Annotated in this window: 16 protein-coding genes, 1 other RNA gene and 1 pseudogene; 6 read left to right on the top strand and 12 right to left on the bottom strand. The window is 66.7% G+C overall.

Going from position 1 to position 15,442, the window contains the following annotated elements:
- Position 1 precedes the first annotated feature (1 nt).
- Positions 2-586, top strand: coding sequence for an alpha/beta hydrolase (locus QM774_RS00425; protein WP_414974008.1), 585 nt, complete (start codon positions 2-4; stop codon positions 584-586).
- On the opposite strand, the gene QM774_RS00420 is transcribed toward QM774_RS00425, so the two are convergent.
- Together QM774_RS00420 and QM774_RS00415 are read right to left on the bottom strand one after the other, a co-directional pair.
- A complete protein-coding gene (locus tag QM774_RS00420) occupies positions 583-1,551 on the bottom strand; it encodes an alpha/beta hydrolase (RefSeq protein ID WP_414976546.1) in 969 nt (322 codons plus the stop codon). The genes QM774_RS00425 and QM774_RS00420 overlap by 4 nt on opposite strands.
- A 26-nt stretch (positions 1,552-1,577) precedes the next feature.
- Entirely contained in the window at positions 1,578-2,147 is a 570-nt protein-coding gene (locus QM774_RS00415; protein WP_414974007.1) for a hypothetical protein, read from the bottom strand.
- A gap of 210 nt (positions 2,148-2,357) precedes the next feature.
- Between QM774_RS00415 and QM774_RS00410 the strand changes: the two genes are divergently transcribed.
- From QM774_RS00410 to QM774_RS00395, 4 genes are all read left to right on the top strand, one after another.
- Complete coding sequence (locus QM774_RS00410) at positions 2,358-4,004, top strand: long-chain fatty acid--CoA ligase (protein WP_414974006.1); 1,647 nt, start codon at positions 2,358-2,360, stop codon at positions 4,002-4,004.
- 569 nt (positions 4,005-4,573) lie between these two features.
- Positions 4,574-4,747 carry a hypothetical protein gene (locus tag QM774_RS00405; protein WP_414974005.1) on the top strand — a complete coding sequence of 58 codons (174 nt, stop codon included), beginning with the start codon at positions 4,574-4,576 and terminating at the stop codon, positions 4,745-4,747.
- 55 nt (positions 4,748-4,802) lie between these two features.
- Positions 4,803-5,507, top strand: coding sequence for a helix-turn-helix transcriptional regulator (locus QM774_RS00400; protein WP_414974004.1), 705 nt, complete (start codon positions 4,803-4,805; stop codon positions 5,505-5,507).
- A gap of 48 nt (positions 5,508-5,555) precedes the next feature.
- Complete coding sequence (locus tag QM774_RS00395; RefSeq protein ID WP_414974003.1) at positions 5,556-6,488, top strand: sterol desaturase family protein; 933 nt, start codon at positions 5,556-5,558, stop codon at positions 6,486-6,488.
- 54 nt (positions 6,489-6,542) lie between these two features.
- On the opposite strand, the gene QM774_RS00390 is transcribed toward QM774_RS00395, so the two are convergent.
- The 9 genes and pseudogenes from QM774_RS00390 to QM774_RS00350 form a co-directional block, all read right to left on the bottom strand.
- A complete protein-coding gene (locus QM774_RS00390) occupies positions 6,543-6,827 on the bottom strand; it encodes a ribbon-helix-helix protein, CopG family (protein ID WP_414974002.1) in 285 nt (94 codons plus the stop codon).
- A gap of 523 nt (positions 6,828-7,350) precedes the next feature.
- Positions 7,351-7,722, bottom strand: a transfer-messenger RNA (tmRNA) gene (gene ssrA / locus QM774_RS00385).
- A gap of 284 nt (positions 7,723-8,006) precedes the next feature.
- Entirely contained in the window at positions 8,007-8,762 is a 756-nt protein-coding gene (locus tag QM774_RS00380; RefSeq protein WP_414974001.1) for a hypothetical protein, read from the bottom strand.
- Between the two features lie 98 nt (positions 8,763-8,860).
- Complete coding sequence (smpB, locus tag QM774_RS00375) at positions 8,861-9,334, bottom strand: SsrA-binding protein SmpB (protein ID WP_414974000.1); 474 nt, start codon at positions 9,332-9,334, stop codon at positions 8,861-8,863.
- 31 nt (positions 9,335-9,365) lie between these two features.
- Positions 9,366-10,271 carry a permease-like cell division protein FtsX gene (gene ftsX / locus QM774_RS00370; RefSeq protein WP_414973999.1) on the bottom strand — a complete coding sequence of 302 codons (906 nt, stop codon included), beginning with the start codon at positions 10,269-10,271 and terminating at the stop codon, positions 9,366-9,368.
- Between the two features lie 31 nt (positions 10,272-10,302).
- Entirely contained in the window at positions 10,303-10,989 is a 687-nt protein-coding gene (gene ftsE, locus QM774_RS00365) for a cell division ATP-binding protein FtsE (protein ID WP_414976545.1), read from the bottom strand.
- 243 nt (positions 10,990-11,232) lie between these two features.
- A pseudogene (locus QM774_RS00360) lies at positions 11,233-11,766 on the bottom strand (mechanosensitive ion channel family protein); the annotation flags it as partial.
- 325 nt (positions 11,767-12,091) lie between these two features.
- The gene (gene prfB, locus QM774_RS00355) at positions 12,092-13,210 is read right to left on the bottom strand and encodes a peptide chain release factor 2 (protein WP_414973998.1); all 1,119 of its coding nucleotides are present in this window, start codon (positions 13,208-13,210) and stop codon (positions 12,092-12,094) included.
- Between the two features lie 27 nt (positions 13,211-13,237).
- A complete protein-coding gene (locus QM774_RS00350) occupies positions 13,238-13,594 on the bottom strand; it encodes a hypothetical protein (RefSeq protein ID WP_414973997.1) in 357 nt (118 codons plus the stop codon).
- A gap of 19 nt (positions 13,595-13,613) precedes the next feature.
- Here QM774_RS00350 and hisN point away from each other — a divergent pair, with 19 nt between their 5' ends.
- Positions 13,614-14,414 carry a histidinol-phosphatase gene (gene hisN, locus QM774_RS00345; RefSeq protein WP_414973996.1) on the top strand — a complete coding sequence of 267 codons (801 nt, stop codon included), beginning with the start codon at positions 13,614-13,616 and terminating at the stop codon, positions 14,412-14,414.
- Between the two features lie 297 nt (positions 14,415-14,711).
- On the opposite strand, the gene QM774_RS00340 is transcribed toward hisN, so the two are convergent.
- Positions 14,712-15,371 carry an MBL fold metallo-hydrolase gene (locus QM774_RS00340; RefSeq protein WP_414973995.1) on the bottom strand — a complete coding sequence of 220 codons (660 nt, stop codon included), beginning with the start codon at positions 15,369-15,371 and terminating at the stop codon, positions 14,712-14,714.
- Between the last annotated feature and the right edge of the window lie 71 nt (positions 15,372-15,442).

The following is a 15,442-nucleotide window of genomic DNA, read 5'->3' as shown; positions in this document are numbered from 1 at the left end:
CATGGCTCTCCCCCGACTCGCCGTCCTGGTCCTGCCCGGCGGAACCGACTTCAGCTACCAGCCGTTCTCACCGCTGCAGCCGTCGGCGATGCGCATGTATCCGTTCACCGCGTCCATCCAGGCCCGGTTCGGTCCACTCGTCCGCGTACACCAGGCCGGCTATCGGGTGCGCGGCTGGAACGGCGGCCAGGCCAGTCCCATGCCGTACGCCCGCAACGCCCTCGAGCAGGTGAAGAAGCGCTACCCTGACACCCCGATCGCCCTCATCGGCCATTCGATGGGCGGTCGGATCGTCGCGAACCTCGGCGACGACGACGCCGTCACCGACATCCTCGCCCTGGCCCCCTGGTGGCAGTTCGCCGACTGGCGCAAGATTCACGACGGCGCCCGAGTCCTCGCCATCCACGGCGAGAACGACAACCTGACCCGGCCGCGGCGCACCGAGAAGGGCATCGAGGAACTTCAGGCCCGCGGCCTGGACGCCCGGTTCATCTCGGTCCCGCACGGCGGTCACGCCATGCTCGACCACATCGGGCTCTGGCAAGGCGAAGCACTCGGCTTCATCGGGCGCGCCCTGAACGACTAACTCCCCGGCGCGTTCAACGCCCGCGCCAGCGTCGGCCACGACGCGTGGAGTTCCCGCTCCCAATACCCCCACGAATGGGTACCGGTCGGACGGATGTGGACCGTCGCCGGGATACCCAGTCGGGCGAGCCGCGCCGCCATCTGCTGTGTGCACACGTTCATGGCGACTTCGATGCCGCCGCCGACCACCACGCGGTCGGCCAGCACCTCCGCCTGCTTCGCGGTGCTCACACCGGCGACCGACTCGTCTTCGCCGGGCAGCCCGGAGTTGGACGACAGGTAGATGGTGGTGCCGCGCAGTTTCGCGGCGTTGACGTACGGGTCGTGCGCCACCCAGCCGGGGCCGCCGACCGGCCCCCACATGTCGGCCATGTCGGCTTTGCCTCGCACCGCGATCACCTGCCGGATGAACTCCCGACCGACCGGGTCGCTGGTCCGCGCACACCCGCTGTAGGAGGCGACCGCGCGATAGCGTCCGGGATCGGCGATGGCGAGATTCAGCACCGACGTCCCCGACATCGAGATTCCGGCGACCGCGTCGTGCCCGTTCGCGCCCAGTTCACGGTCGACGATCGGCGGCAGCTCCCGGTTGAGGAACGTCTCCCACTTCTGCACTCCCAGCGCCGGGTCGCGACGCTCCCAATCGGTGTAATAGGAGAACGCGCCCTGCTCGGGCGTCACCACGTTCACGTGCCGGGTCGCGAAGAACGACCGGTAGTCGGTCCGGTCACTCCAGTTCGCGCCGTCCTCCCCACCGCCGGCACCGTTCAGCAGGTAGAGGGTCGGCGCGGGACGTCCGACATCCCGCGGCCGCAGCACCGTCAGCGGAATGTTCCGGCGCATGGCCGCCGAATACACCGACCACTGCTCCACCTGACCCGCCGACGTCCGGCTCACCAGATGCGACTGATCGGGCGCCGCCGACGCCGGCCATCCGGGCACGACGACGAGCAGTGCTGAAGTCAGCACCGTCGCCGCCACTCGGCACCGGGTCAGAACGGCCACAGATTCTCCAGGCTCGACCAGGCGTCATCGGAGGACGTTGTGCCGCCGGCCGTCGCCACGGCCCAGTCCTCGCCCTCGTAGTCGGTGTCCTGGTCGCTCGGAACCTCGCAGTTGCCGGCCACCACGTAGGAGTCGTGCGTCGAATCCGGGGTGACCACCCAATGGTTGGTTCCCTTCGCGACGGCGGCGTACGGATCGGCCTGTCCGATCGAGGCCTTGTTCAGGCCGCTCGACTTGTAGAAGTCGTAGGCCTCTTTCACCTTCGTCATCCCGGCCTGGCCGTGACCGGCCTGGAACTCCGTGGACGCATCCCGGCGAAGCGCCACGAACTTGTCGACGTCGGCCTTCCGGTCGGGCGCGAACACTAGGGCGGTGCAGACAGCGCTCTGGTCCAGGTTGTTCGTGACGGCGAGCTTCAGGTTGCCGCCGTCCAGGGACGCGGTCACACCGATGTGTGAGGTTGTGTGGTCCCACGCGGCGGCGGGACCGGCCCCGAGGACGGCGGCGCCGGCCGCGGCGGTGACGGCGAGAAGTGTTGCTGGGAGGTACTTGCGCATGATCGTTCTTTCGTGGTCGTGGAGGGTCACGCCGAAGCGCTCCCGATCACTGTGCGGCCGCCGGGCACCGGCGGCTCGGGTAGTGGACTACTCGTTTTTCCGCACGCAGGAAACCACCCCGGGGCAGACGCATCCGGAGTTAAGGTGAGGGTGATTCACATCACCTACCGATCACTCGTTCGGTAGCTCGCGCGAAGGAGTTCAGACGCCATGATCCAGTCGACGATGCAAGAGGGCCCGCTGCTCATCTCCGACCTTCTCGAGTACAGCCGGAAGACCTTCCCCGAGTCGACGGTCAGCACCTGGACCGGCAGCAATCTTCGTACCGAATCGTTCACGGAGATCGGCGACAAGGCCGTCCAGATCGCGAACGCCCTCACCGCGCTCGGCATCGGGATCGGCGACCGCGTCGGCACCTTCATGTGGAACAACAACGAGCACCAGGAGCTGTACGCGGCCATCCCGTCGATGGGGGCGGTGCTGCACACCATCAATCTGCGTCTGTCCGCCGAGCAGGCCGTCTACGTGATGAACCACGCCGAAGACAAGGTCGTGTTCGTCGACGCCTCGGTCGCCCCGCTGCTGTCCCAATACCTGCCCGAGACCACCACCATCACCGACGTGATCGTCTGCAACGGGCCGGCCGAATCCCTGCAGGCACCCGAGCGGATCACCGTCCACTCGTTCGACGAGTTCATCGCCGGCCAGCCCACCACCTACGACTGGCCCGCGCTGGACGAACGTGCCGCCGCAGCCATGTGTTACACCTCCGGCACCACCGGCAATCCGAAGGGCGTCGTCTACTCCCACCGCAGCATCTACCTGCACTCGATGCAGGTGAACTCGGCCGCCACGATGGGCCTGACCGGCTCGGACGTGGCGCTGGTGATCGTGCCGATGTTCCACGCCATGAGCTGGGGCATGCCATACGCGGCAATGATGTGCGGTGCCAGCCTGGTGAACCCGGACCGCTTTCTGCAGCCCGAACCACTGCTGCAGGTCATGGCGGCCGCCCAGCCGACGATGGCCGCCGCCGTTCCCACCATCTGGACCGGTGTCGGCCAGCAGCTCGACGCCACGCCGCAGGACATCTCGCACCTGCGCTCGGTGACGGTCGGCGGCGCCGCCCTCCCGGAGGCCCTCATCACCAAGTTCGACGCCCTCGGCGTGACCCTCAAGCAGGCGTGGGGCATGACCGAGACCTCACCCCTGGGCACCGGCGCCGCGATTCCCGCCGGCGTCACCGACCCCGACAAGATCATGGCGTACCGGGTGAGCCAGGGCCGGATCGTGGCACCGGTCAAGGCGCGCATCGTCGACCCGGACGGCACGCAGCTGCCGTGGGACGGCGAGAGCGCCGGCGAACTCGAGGTGTCCGGACCGTGGATCACCGGCTCCTACTACGACCCGGCCGGCAACGTGTCGGCGCCGGACAAGTTCCACGACGGCTGGCTGCGGACGGGTGACGTCGCCACCATCACCCCCGACGGCTTCCTGACCCTGGTCGATCGCACCAAGGACATCATCAAGACCGGCGGCGAGTGGATCTCCTCGGTCGACCTGGAGAACACCATCATCGGCCACCCCGACGTCGCCGAATGCACCGTCATCGGCGTCCCGGATCCGAAGTGGGACGAGCGCCCCTTCGTGCTGGCCGTGCCGCGGGAGGGCGCGACGCTGGACGTCGACCAGATGCGGTCGTGGCTCGAGGAGCGGATCCCGAAATGGCAGGTCCCCGAGCGCTGGTCGTTCGGTGACGAAGTGCCCAAGACCTCGGTCGGCAAGTTCGACAAGAAGCAGGTGCGCCAGCGCTACGCGGACGGCCAGTACGACGTCATCAACGCCCTCGAAAGCTGACGGATCCCCGTCGAACGGACCACGGTCCGCTGATCGGAAACATCGTTGTGCCTGATTCCTTCGAATAGATGACACATCGCGGATCCGTCGCTACGTTGGGTGATGTGGCTCACAAGAGTCACCGGGTCGGGACCCTAATGAAGGAGCCATCATGGCGTCTTTGCAGGAGTTCGTGAATCTGCTGTTCAGCACGGCAGGCGACTGGTGGAAGTTCCTCTGGGGCGGAAGCCTCTGACGGACCTCACCTCAATTCGGATCGATACCGAAAGGAGGTGAGCTCGGATGATCTCCCACATCGTGGATACGATCGGCGGCCTTGGACAGCTGCTGCTTCTCATCATTCCGAACCTGTTCGGCAACTTCTGACCGGCAGCACCCCGTAAACAAGTTCAGCGGCTTGCCCCCATAAGCGGTAGGGGCAAGCCGCTGAACTGTCTCAGCATAAGCGCAGGACAACCCCGTCAAGACTCTTCTGAAAACATCTGTGTGCAGTTCCAGTCACGCGGTCCCGGAGTTGTGACCCGCGACAACCATCGCGCACACCTTCCGCATGTGACAGAATTTCGATCATGAAACGGAACACCGTCACCAAGGCCGCCGCGCCCGTGGCCGTCGCCACCGCCAGCGCCGCCGTCGGCACCGGCCTCCTGGCCCTGCTGAAAGAAGGCAGCGCCAAGTGGCCGATCGCGCTCGGCATCGGCACCGTCGTCGCCGGCAGCCTCGCCGCACGCAACAAGGACTGACCGCCGCGCCCGACCTCGGCCGCACCACATCCGGCCGGGAGTAGATTCAGCCATCGTGGCGTGGACGGGAAACGTATGGCTCGGCATGGGGGCCTTGGCGTTCTGGGGTGAGGTCGGTGAGACCGCACCACACACGCATGCGGCGCACCAGGTCTTTCTCGGCGCCGGCCCCGCGTCGACGGTCCGTGCGCATCTCCCCGACCGGACACTGGGGCCCGCGCGCCGAATCGTCATTCCCAGCGGCACCCCGCACCAGACGTCGCCGGCCGAGCCGTCGGTCCGCGGCCTCGTCGTCTGGCTCGAACCCGATCGATGGCCGCACGTCGACGACGCCCTGATCGACGGCTGGCCCGGCGCCGACAGCCCGATGATCGACGAGGCCGGCGCCGCCCGGATCGCCGCGTGGGTGGGCGATTCGCGCCACCGCGACCCGCATGTCCACGACTACGTGCGTCGAGCCTTGGCGGTCACGTCCGCCACGCTGACCGAGTCCCCGACACTGCGTGCGGTGTCCGCCGAGATCGGCGTCTCCTCGTCACATCTCTCACGCCTGTGGCGACAGGACTTGGGGATGTCGTTCAACACCTGGCTTCGATGGGCACGACTGCGCGAAGCGGCCCGACTCGTCGGTGAAGGCGCTTCGATCACCGACGCCGCGCACGGCGCCGGATTCGCTGACGGCGCCCACGCCAGCCGGGTGTGCCGGTCGATGTTCGGCCTGTCTCCCCTGGAACTGACGTCGGGCCTCACCCTGATCTGATCGATCTGTTCAAGCCGTGGCCGCCCGCCGGCGACGACGCTGGAAGCCATGACCACCACTGTCCTGCGCTACGGCTATCCGCTGTTCATGCTCGTCGGCGTCAACGGCGCCGCCATCGCGCTCGCCGCCACCGGCGCACCCCACTGGCAACTGCTTCTTCCCGTGCTCGCCGCGGTCGGCGCCTCGTTCCTCGTCGAACGACTCATCCCCTATCAGCGTGACTGGAACCAATCCCACAACGATTCGGTGCGTGACGCCGTCCACGTCTTCGTGAACGAATCGTTGATCATCATCAGCGTCGCCGCGATCCCCGCGCTGGCCGCACTGCGCGGTGGCCACTCGTGGTGGCCGGAGCAGTTGCCGTTCGTCATCCAGGTTCTGCTCGCGATCGTGGTCGCCGATGCCGGGATCACGCTCGTCCACATGGCCAGCCACCGGTACGGCTGGCTGTGGCGACTCCACGCCGTCCACCACAGCGTGACCCGGTGCTACGGACTCAACGGCTTGATGAAGCACCCGCTGCACCAGATGCTCGAGATGGCGGGCGGGGTCGCGCCCCTGATCGTCGTGGGCATGCCGGTTCCGGTGGCCGAGGCACTCGCCGTCTGCGTGGCCGTTCAACTGCTCATGCAGCATTCCAACGCCGACTACCGGGTCGGACCGCTGCGCGGCGTGCTGGCACTCAACTCCGGGCACCGCTTCCACCACCTCAAACAGGCCGGTGCCGGCGACGTCAACTTCGGCCTGTTCACCCTCGTCTGGGATCACCTGGCGGGCACCTACGTCTACGACGCCGATCGCCGGTTCAGCTCCGACGATCTCGGTATGGCCGCCAAACCCGACTACCCGGCCGGCTACGCCGAGCAGATCGTCGTGCCCTTCACCGAGGCCGGTGCCTGCGGAACGATGCGACCGCTGCCACGGCGGACCTGGCGGCAACGACTGAGTCTCGACGACCACGGCACCCGACACCCCTCCTGAATCCGTCGGCAGCGCCGAGTGGCCGATCGCCTTCATGCCGAACGCCGACGGGACCTACACCGGATGGCCGTCCAGGTACTCGATCACCGCGCGACGCACGACCTCAGCCACCGGTGCGCGCTCGGTCTCCGCCTGCCGATCCAGCTGCTCGCGGAGCTCGTCAGGAAAACGAATCGAGATCGCCGCAGACTTACCTGCTCCGGCCCGCCCCTTAGCCGGGCGACCGGTCTTCAATCGATCCAGCGAGATCGTCACAGGGCCGGCCGGCACGGGCGGGTTCTCCGCGTAATAGTCAGCGAGTGCCTCGTACTCGGCCTCGCTCCTTGGGAGCTTCCTCACTGGTTCGCCTCCTCAATACTGCTGTGGCCGCTGGCGCGACATGTCAGACCGGGTGATCCATAGGTCCAATGCCGCAAGCCTCACCGTCGATTGCCGCAACATCATCGCGTGGAAAACGACCACACCCTCTGTCCCGACCGGTTCACCTATCACCTCGATCAGCGGTTCGTGGTCCCCGGCCCGACCGACATAAATCCTCAGCCGATCTCCATCGACAAGCGATGTCGCGAACGGACTTCCCACAACCGCCCGAATCTCCGCCTCGGTGATTCCGTGCCGACGAGCTGAACCAAGGATCTTGATCCACGTCATAAGTGTAACCGCCTTTTAGCGGCGATTCCAGAGCCGCACACTGAACCATCGCGAAGGCACAGCAGATCAACCAGCCCCCGACTCGAGGATCTGTGGATCAGTCCGGATACCCGGGCAATGGTGCACAACTGACTTGACTCATAGAAAGGTCAGCAGCGCCCTGAATGCAGCAAGAAAACCGCCCCTGACCTAGCGGTCAGGGGCGGCATCACCGTGGAGCTGCCGGGAATTGAACCCGGGTCCTCCGTCACGGCGGCAGGGCTTCTCCGTGTGCAGTCCGCACTGTCTCTACTCGGATCTCCCGGTCACGCGAACAAGCCGAGATGACGATCCCAGTCGCTGTGTGATGTCCCGGCGCCGTCCGCGACCGGCGGCGACGGTGAGTCCTCTAGCTGATGCCGGCATCCGGGATCGAGGACTCATCCCGGGCCGACAGACTAGCCTCGCTGATCAGGCAGCGAGTGCGTAGTCGCGCTGATTGGAATCGGCGCTTAATTGGTTGCTGCGACGCTCACGGTGGTCTCCAGCCTGCACCGACACGCTTCCCCTGCGTTGGTGGACGTAGTCGAAACCGATCAGCCCCCTGCAGGTGCCCACCACGTTGGTGGACTATTCATTCTAACGCGGACGCAGCCCGGAATCATCCCGGTTTCTCGGAGCGGGGTTTCGACACGGGTCGGCGGGCTTCGCCCGTCGTCCGGGCTCAACCAGCGAGGGACGCTCGACCATCGAGGGAGCTCCCCCGTAGGTGGTTGAGGAGCCGAGGAACGAGGCGTCTCGAAACCACCGGCAGCCTCGGCAGGGTGGTTTCGACACGGGTCGGCGGGCTTCGCCCGTCGTCCCGGCTCAACCGACGGTAGGGGCGGCTCAGCCGATGCGCAGGAGGGCGGTGTCGCCGTCGGAGAGCGTCACCGTCAGCCGGCCACCGGACGACATGATCCGCGTACCCGTCCACAGATCCGTCGCGGGAACCGAATCGTCGCCGGCCAGATTCAGATCGGCGATCGGCACCGACACCGGGCCCGGACTCGTCGCCGAATTCGTCAGCGAGACGACCAGCCCCTTCTCGCCGACCGCCCGCGAAAACGACTCCCCCGCACCGAGTTGCGCGCCCGGCTCGGCGCGCTTGTCCAGCGCCACCTCCAAGACGTCCCGATTGGTCATCGCCGCTACGTTCTCGTCGGCGATCAGATTCAGGTCACCGGTGAAGATCAGACTCCGCGCCAGCATCACGTTCCGGCTGATCATGGTGCGCAGAATCGTCACCACCGCGTCAGCGGCGATCGGATACGACATCCTCGGATCGTCCGGGGCCACCGTCTCCACTTTCAGATCCAGCGCCTTCAACCCCTGCAGCAACTGCGGATCGGTCAACGCCGCCACCGGATGCGGGCACGGCACGAACAACGTCCGGTATCCGGCCTCCCGCAGCCCCCGCTGCGCGACCGCCGACGCCTGACTGAACACCTCGTCGGCGGCGACATCGCACGGATCGGTACCCCCGAGCTGGATACCCAGCACCGGCTTCGGGTTCTCCGGCGACTTCTGATCGGTGCCGCACGCCGACACGGTGACGGCGAGCGTCGATGCGAGGAGGAGGGCGGCTCCTTTCGACAGGCTCAAGGAGCGTATTGAGCACAAGGAGCGTAGGGGGGCTCCCTTCGACAGGCTCAAGGAGCGAATCGAGCTCAAGGAGCGTGAGGAGCGTGGCCGGCGGGGCATCACATGCCTTTCACGCGACGGCCGAGCTCTCTCTCCACCTCGCGCTTGGCGGTCCGCTCGGCGATGTCGCGGCGCTTGTCGTGCGCCTGCTTGCCGCGGGCCAGGGCCAGCTCCACCTTCGCGTAGCCGTCCTTGAAATACATCTGCAGCGGAACCAGCGTCAGATTGCCGTCCCGCAGGCGGCCGATCAGGCCGTCGATCTCCTGCCGATGCAGCAGCAGCTTCCGCTTGCGGCGCACCGGATGATTCGTCCACGACCCCTGGCCGTACTCGGCGATGTGCAGTGCATGCAGCCACACCTCGCCGTTCTCGGCCGTCGCGAACGCATCCACCAGGGACGCCTTGCCTTCACGCAGCGCCTTCACCTCGGTGCCCTGCAACACGATGCCGCACTCGAAGGTCTCCAGGATCGTGTATTCGTGACGCGCCTTCCGGTTGGATGCGATCACCTTCTGCCCCTTCTCTCTGGGCATCAGCAAGCACCTCCTTCAGGCCGGTCGACGTTCACTCCCTGACGTAGTAGCGCAGCGTGCCGTAGGCCGTCACGCCCGCCAGGACGATGCCGGTCAGCAGAATCCACGGTGAGACGTACCAGACGTCGCTGGCCGTGATGCGCGCCAGGATGTTCACACCGTAGAGGTCGCCGAGCGCTTTGTCGAAGAAGAAAATCTTCGCGATGAACAGACCCGCGATCGCCAGCACCGAGCCGACCACCGCGGCGACGACCGCCTCCAGCAGGAACGGCAACTGGGTGTACCACCGGGTGGCACCGACCAATCTCATGATCGACACCTCCCTCTGCCGGGTGAACGCCGCCACCTGCACCATGTTGGCGATCAGCAGGATCGCCGCCACCGCAAGGACCGCGGCCACCGCGAACGCCGCGTTCCGGGCGCCGTCGAGCACCGAGAAGATGCGTTTCACCAGGTCACGTTGATCGAGCACTCCGTCGATGCCGTCGGCCCGCTTGTACTCGTCGAGGATCGCACCGAACCGGTTCGGATCGGAGACGCGCACACGCAGCGCCGCCTGGTAGCTCTCGGGACGGATGAACTCGGCCAGCTCCGGTGAATCCTTCGCCCACGAGGCCTTCGCGGTCTCGTACGCCTGCTGCTGGCTGATGTAGGTGACGGTGGCGACGCCCGGCGTCGCCTCGATCTCCGTCTTGACCTTCGCGCACGGATCGGTCGTGCAGTTCGGGTCCTTCTTGGTGACGTCGGAGTTCACGAAGAACTGCATCTCGACGCGGTCGAGGAAGATCTTCTGACTCTTGTTGGCCATCTGGATCACCAGCAGACCGCCACCCAGCATGCCGAGGGTCACGGCCGTGGTCAGGATCATGGCCACCGTCATGGTGATGTTCCGGCGGAATCCGTTGAGGACCTCGCTCAGGACGAAACTAGCTCGCACGTTTCTTCGCTTCCCTATCCGGTCGCCGGCGTCAGCCGAGCCCGTAGACGCCGGTCTCGTCGTTGCGGACGAGCTTGCCGTTCTCGAACTCCAGCACGCGGCGACGCATGGCGTCGACGATGTGCCGGTCATGGGTGGCCATCACCACGGTGGTGCCGCGGCGGTGCACACGGTCGAGCACCTCCACGATCTCTTCACTGGTCGCCGGGTCGAGGTTGCCGGTCGGTTCGTCGGCCAGCAGCACCGCCGGCCGGTTGACGATGGCGCGGGCGATCGCGACGCGCTGCATCTCGCCGCCCGACAACTCGTACGGCATGCGATCGGCTTTGCCTTCCAGACCGACGTACTCGAGCACCTCGGGCACGGTGTCGGCGATCGTCGACGCCGGCTTGCCGATCACCTCGAGGGCGAACGCCACGTTCTCCGACACCGACTTCTGCTGCAGCAGCCGGAAGTCCTGGAAGACGCAGCCGATCGACTGGCGCAGCTTCGGCACCTGCCGGTTCTTCAGCTTGTTGACGTGGAAATCGTTCACCCAGATGTCGCCCGAAGTCGGCTTGTCCTCCTTGAGCAGGAGACGGAAGAATGTCGACTTGCCCGACCCGGACGGACCGATCAGGAAGGCGAACTCGCCCTTGTCCAAATCCAGGCTCAAGTCGCTGAGCGCAGGACGGCTCGACTTGGGGTACTGCATCGTCACATCGGACAGCTTGATCACAGGTACCGAGTCTATCGGCGCACACCTGAGAGACGTCTCAGGCGAGTGGTCCGCGCGGCGCGCAGCCGCTCGCGCTACCCGCCGTAGTGGGCGGTGGTCCAGGCGAGCAGGACCAGGCCGGCCACGAACAGCACGAGCAGCACGATCGTGGTCACCCGGATCTTCGCGCTGTAGTCCTCGCGCATCGCGCACCTCCTGCACACCGTCCGACGGGGCGGTCTCACTGACCGTGATGCCCGCCGACTTGAGTCCCTGCACGATCTTCACCCGCAACGCACGACCCACCTCGTACTGCTTGCCGGGCAGGGTGCGGGCCACCATGCGCACCGTCATCGACCCCAACTCCAGGTCGGTGACGCCCAGCGACTGCGGCGGATCGAGCATGAGGCGATGGAAGGTGGCGTCGTCGTAGAACGTCTGGCCGACCCGGTCGAGCACGTCGGTCACCTTGGCGATGTCGGCGTCGGCCGGCACCGGGACGTCGACGACGGCCCGCGCCCACTCGTTCGACTGGTTGGTGCTGGTGATGATCTGGCCGTTGGGGACGGTGATCATCTCGCCGTTCGAGGTGCGCAGCCGCGTCACCCGCAGGGTGACGTCTTCGACGGTGCCCTCCACCGTGGTCCCGCCGGTGACGTTCAGCTTCACCAGATCGCCGTAGCCGTACTGCCGTTCGGAGACGATGAACATGCCGGCCAGGAAGTCCCGCACCAGTTGCTGAGCGCCGAAACCCAGGGCCGCACCGAACACGGCGCCGGCACCGACCAGCCCGCTCATCGGCAACCCCATCAGCGCCAGGCAGCGGATGAACACGATCAGGGTGGTCAGCGAAACGCCCACCCACACGACCAGGTCGGCCACTGCACGCTGATGTTTCGCGCGCTCGGTCTCCACCAGGGCACCGGACTTGTCGAACCGGGTGTCGAGTTCGTGTTCGTAGCGAGCACCGAACCAGCGGACGGCACGGATCACCAGCAGTCCGCCGATGATCCAGAGCAGCATCTCCAGGCCGTTGGTGAACAGCCACTTCTCGATCTCGCGGGTCCACTCGGGCAGACCGATCTTGTCGGTCACGTAGTCACCGGCGGCGGCCGCCAGCAGGCTAGGCGTCGCCATCGCCGTTCATGCGCCAGCGGATACCGGCCTCGATGAACTCGTCCAGATCGCCGTCGAGCACCGCCGACGGATTGTTGTTCTCGACGTTGGTCCGCAGATCCTTGACCATCTGGTACGGGTGCAGCACGTACGACCGCATCTGGTTGCCCCAGCTGGCGCCGGTGTCGCTCTTGAGCGCATCCATTTCGGCACGCTCCTCCTGGCGCTTGCGCTCGAGCAGCTTGGCCTGCAGCACCCGCATCGCGGACGCCTTGTTCTGCAGCTGGCTCTTCTCGTTCTGACAGGTGACGACGATGCCGGTCGGGACGTGCGTCAGGCGCACCGCCGAGTCGGTGGTGTTCACCGACTGGCCGCCCGGGCCCGACGAGCGGTACACGTCCACCTTCACTTCGTTCTCGTCGATGTCGATGTGGTCGGTCTGCTCCACCACCGGCAGCACCTCGACCTCCGCGAACGACGTCTGGCGGCGGCCCTGGTTGTCGAACGGACTGATCCGCACCAGACGGTGCGTGCCCTGCTCCACCGACAGGGTGCCGTACATGTAGGGCGCCTTGACCGCGAACGTCGCCGACTTCAGTCCGGCCTCTTCGGCGTACGACGTGTCGTACACCTCCACCGAGTAGTCGTGCTTCTCCGCCCAGCGCACATACATGCGCATCGGCATCTGCGCCCAGTCGGCGGCGTCCACGCCGCCGGCACCGGACCGGATGTTGATGAGGGCTTCGCGGGAGTCGTATTCGCCGGCCAGCATGGTCTGCACTTCGAGGGACTCGATGTCTTTGCGCAGGTCGGCGCGCTCGGCGTCCGCGTCGGCCGCCGCGGCGGTCTTCGCGTCGCCCTCTTCGGCGTCCACCAGCTCGTACAGGACCGGCAGGTCGTCGAGGCGTGACCGCAGCTCGGTCACCCGGCGCAGCTCCGACTGGGCGCGCGACAGCTGGCTGGTCACCTTCTGCGCGTGGTCCTGGTCGTTCCACAGATCCGGGTCCGACGCCTGCATCTCCAGTTCGGAGATCCGGCTCCGGAGCTCGTCGAGATCCATCACCTTCTCCACGGTGGTGAGGGTGGCGTTCAGGGAGTCCAGATCAGCGGCGACGTCGGGTTGCACGATTGTTCAGCCTACTCGGGCGGCGGGTCAGCCCTGCAGCGAGCCGAAACGCCAGCTGCTGGTCACCTTGCCCGGCTTGTAGACCACCGGGAGTTCCTGGCCGACCGCCGGATCCTCGCCGGCCGCGCCGACGGTGAGGGTGCCGTACACCTCGGTCGGCGCGATGCTCGGGCCGAGGATGGTGCCGGTGAAGGTGTTGTAGGCGGCGCCGTTCTTGTCGGCGGCACCCTGACCGCTCACTCCGGTGATGGTGAGCTTGCCTTCTTCGTAGCCGGCACCGACCGGACCGGACTTGGTGAAGCCGCCGTTCCGGCGCGCGTACAGCATGGCGATCAGAGCGGTCGCAATGATGACGATGAACACGATCGTGACAGCGGTGGACATGTGACTACCCTAGGCGAATATGGAACCGACCGCGGTCACCGACGACCTGTCCGCCGACCTCGCACTCGCGCTGCGTCTGGCCGACGCCGCCGACGGCCTGACCTCTGCCCGGTTCGGGGCGCTCGACCTGCAGGTCGACGACAAACCCGACCTCACCCCCGTCACCGACGCCGACCTGGCCTGCGAAAAGCTGTTGCGTGATCTGCTGGCCGACGCCCGGCCCGGGGACGCGGTACTCGGCGAAGAGTTCGGTGGAGATGCGCTCGGCGAAGGCCGCCAGTGGGTGATCGATCCGATCGACGGCACCAAGAACTTCGTGCGCGGCGTCCCCGTGTGGGCGACGCTGATCGCACTGCTCGTCGACGGTGTCCCGGTGGTCGGCGTCGTCAGCGCCCCGGCGCTGAACCGACGGTGGTGGGCCGCGCACGGTCTGGGCGCGCACATGGGCGTCAACGGAAACGCACCGCGAAGGATCGCGGTGTCCGGGGTGACGTCACTGCATTCGGCGTCGCTGGCCTTCTCCAGCCTGTCCGGCTGGGCCGACCTCGGTCTGCGCGAACGATTCCTCGACCTCACCGACACCGTCTGGCGGGTCCGCGGCTACGGCGACTTCTTCAACTACTGCCTGCTCGCCGAAGGTGCCGTCGACATCGCCACCGAACCCGAAGTCTCGCTGTGGGATCTGGCGCCCCTCGACATCCTGGTCCGCGAAGCCGGCGGCCGGTTCACCTCCCTGGACGGCGCCCCGGGTCCCGCCGGCGGCAGCGCCGTCGCGACCAACGGACTCCTCCACGACGAGGTCCTGCAGTCGTTGCGCTGACGGTTGCGCGAGGACTCGTCAACGGGGGTTTCGACACGGGACGGCGTCGTCGCTGCGCTCCGTCGACGACCCGGCTCAACCAGCGGAAACTAAGCGGCCCCGCTCAGCCCCCGGAAACCAAGCGGTCCGACTCAACCCCCGGAAACCAAGCCGCCCGACTCGAACCGCGGGAACGAAGCGACCCAACTCAAACCGCGGAAACCAACCGACCCGACTCAACCCGCGGGAACGGCGAATATCCCTCGGCGGTTGAGCCGGGCGAGGAACGAGCCCGTGTCGAAACCAGACCTTGCGGGACTACAGGTCCGTCGGGACGCCGGAGTCGAGGACGGTGAAGGTCGTCGACGACGGCTTCATCTCGTCGATCCGGGTGTTGTGCACCGACCGGCCCGCATCGGACTGGATGCCCTGATGAATGGGAAAGGCGACGCGGGGCGCGACAGCGCGAACGTAGTCGACGGGCTCGCTCACCTTCATCCACGGTGCGGCCGCCGGCAGCGCGAGGACGTCGACCTTCTCGAACGGGATGTAGAAGCTGTCGCCGGGATGCATGAACGCGGCCCGCTGATCGGGGGCATCGAGCAGGTAGACGGTGTTGTCGATCACCGGCAGCTCCGGATGGATCACCGCGTGCCGGCCGCCGGTGCCGCGAACGGTCACCTCGCCGAGCGTGAACGACTCCCCCGGCCCCAGCACCGACCAGACGCCCATCGATCCGTCGGCATTGAGCTGGGCTGCGGTCGACGGGTCGGCGTACCGGACGGCGTCGGGGTTCGCGGCGATCAGTGCGGGCAGGCGTGCAAGGTCGGCGTGGTCCGGATGCTGGTGGGTGATCAGGACGGCATCCAGGCCGGTCACGTCCTCGAATCCGGTCGACAGGTTGCCCGGGTCGAACAGGATCCGGGCGCCGGCCAGCTCCACCAGGACACACGAATGGTCGTACGAGGTCACGCGCATACCTCCACCGTAAACGGGGTCAACCGATTCGGCAGGTGGGGCGGCGAGGAACGACGCGATCGATCCCGGAC

This window comes from Gordonia sp. (in: high G+C Gram-positive bacteria) (assembly GCF_047600565.1).
GTDB lineage: Bacteria > Actinomycetota > Actinomycetes > Mycobacteriales > Mycobacteriaceae > Gordonia.
The sequence above is the reverse complement of the archived record's forward strand: the minus strand, read 5'-3'. Positions and strand labels throughout refer to the sequence as shown.

What these genes read in the sequence shown, in the direction of transcription:
- smpB (WP_414974000.1), bottom strand. Translation starts at nt 9,334, where the DNA reads ATGCCCAGAGAGAAGGGGCAGAAGGTGATCGCATCCAACCGGAAGGCG.
- QM774_RS00410 (WP_414974006.1), top strand. Translation starts at nt 2,358, where the DNA reads ATGATCCAGTCGACGATGCAAGAGGGCCCGCTGCTCATCTCCGACCTT.
- QM774_RS00340 (WP_414973995.1), bottom strand. Translation starts at nt 15,371, where the DNA reads ATGCGCGTGACCTCGTACGACCATTCGTGTGTCCTGGTGGAGCTGGCC.
- hisN (WP_414973996.1), top strand. Translation starts at nt 13,614, where the DNA reads ATGGAACCGACCGCGGTCACCGACGACCTGTCCGCCGACCTCGCACTC.
- QM774_RS00395 (WP_414974003.1), top strand. Translation starts at nt 5,556, where the DNA reads ATGACCACCACTGTCCTGCGCTACGGCTATCCGCTGTTCATGCTCGTC.
- QM774_RS00405 (WP_414974005.1), top strand. Translation starts at nt 4,574, where the DNA reads ATGAAACGGAACACCGTCACCAAGGCCGCCGCGCCCGTGGCCGTCGCC.
- QM774_RS00350 (WP_414973997.1), bottom strand. Translation starts at nt 13,594, where the DNA reads ATGTCCACCGCTGTCACGATCGTGTTCATCGTCATCATTGCGACCGCT.
- QM774_RS00415 (WP_414974007.1), bottom strand. Translation starts at nt 2,147, where the DNA reads ATGCGCAAGTACCTCCCAGCAACACTTCTCGCCGTCACCGCCGCGGCC.
- QM774_RS00425 (WP_414974008.1), top strand. Translation starts at nt 2, where the DNA reads ATGGCTCTCCCCCGACTCGCCGTCCTGGTCCTGCCCGGCGGAACCGAC.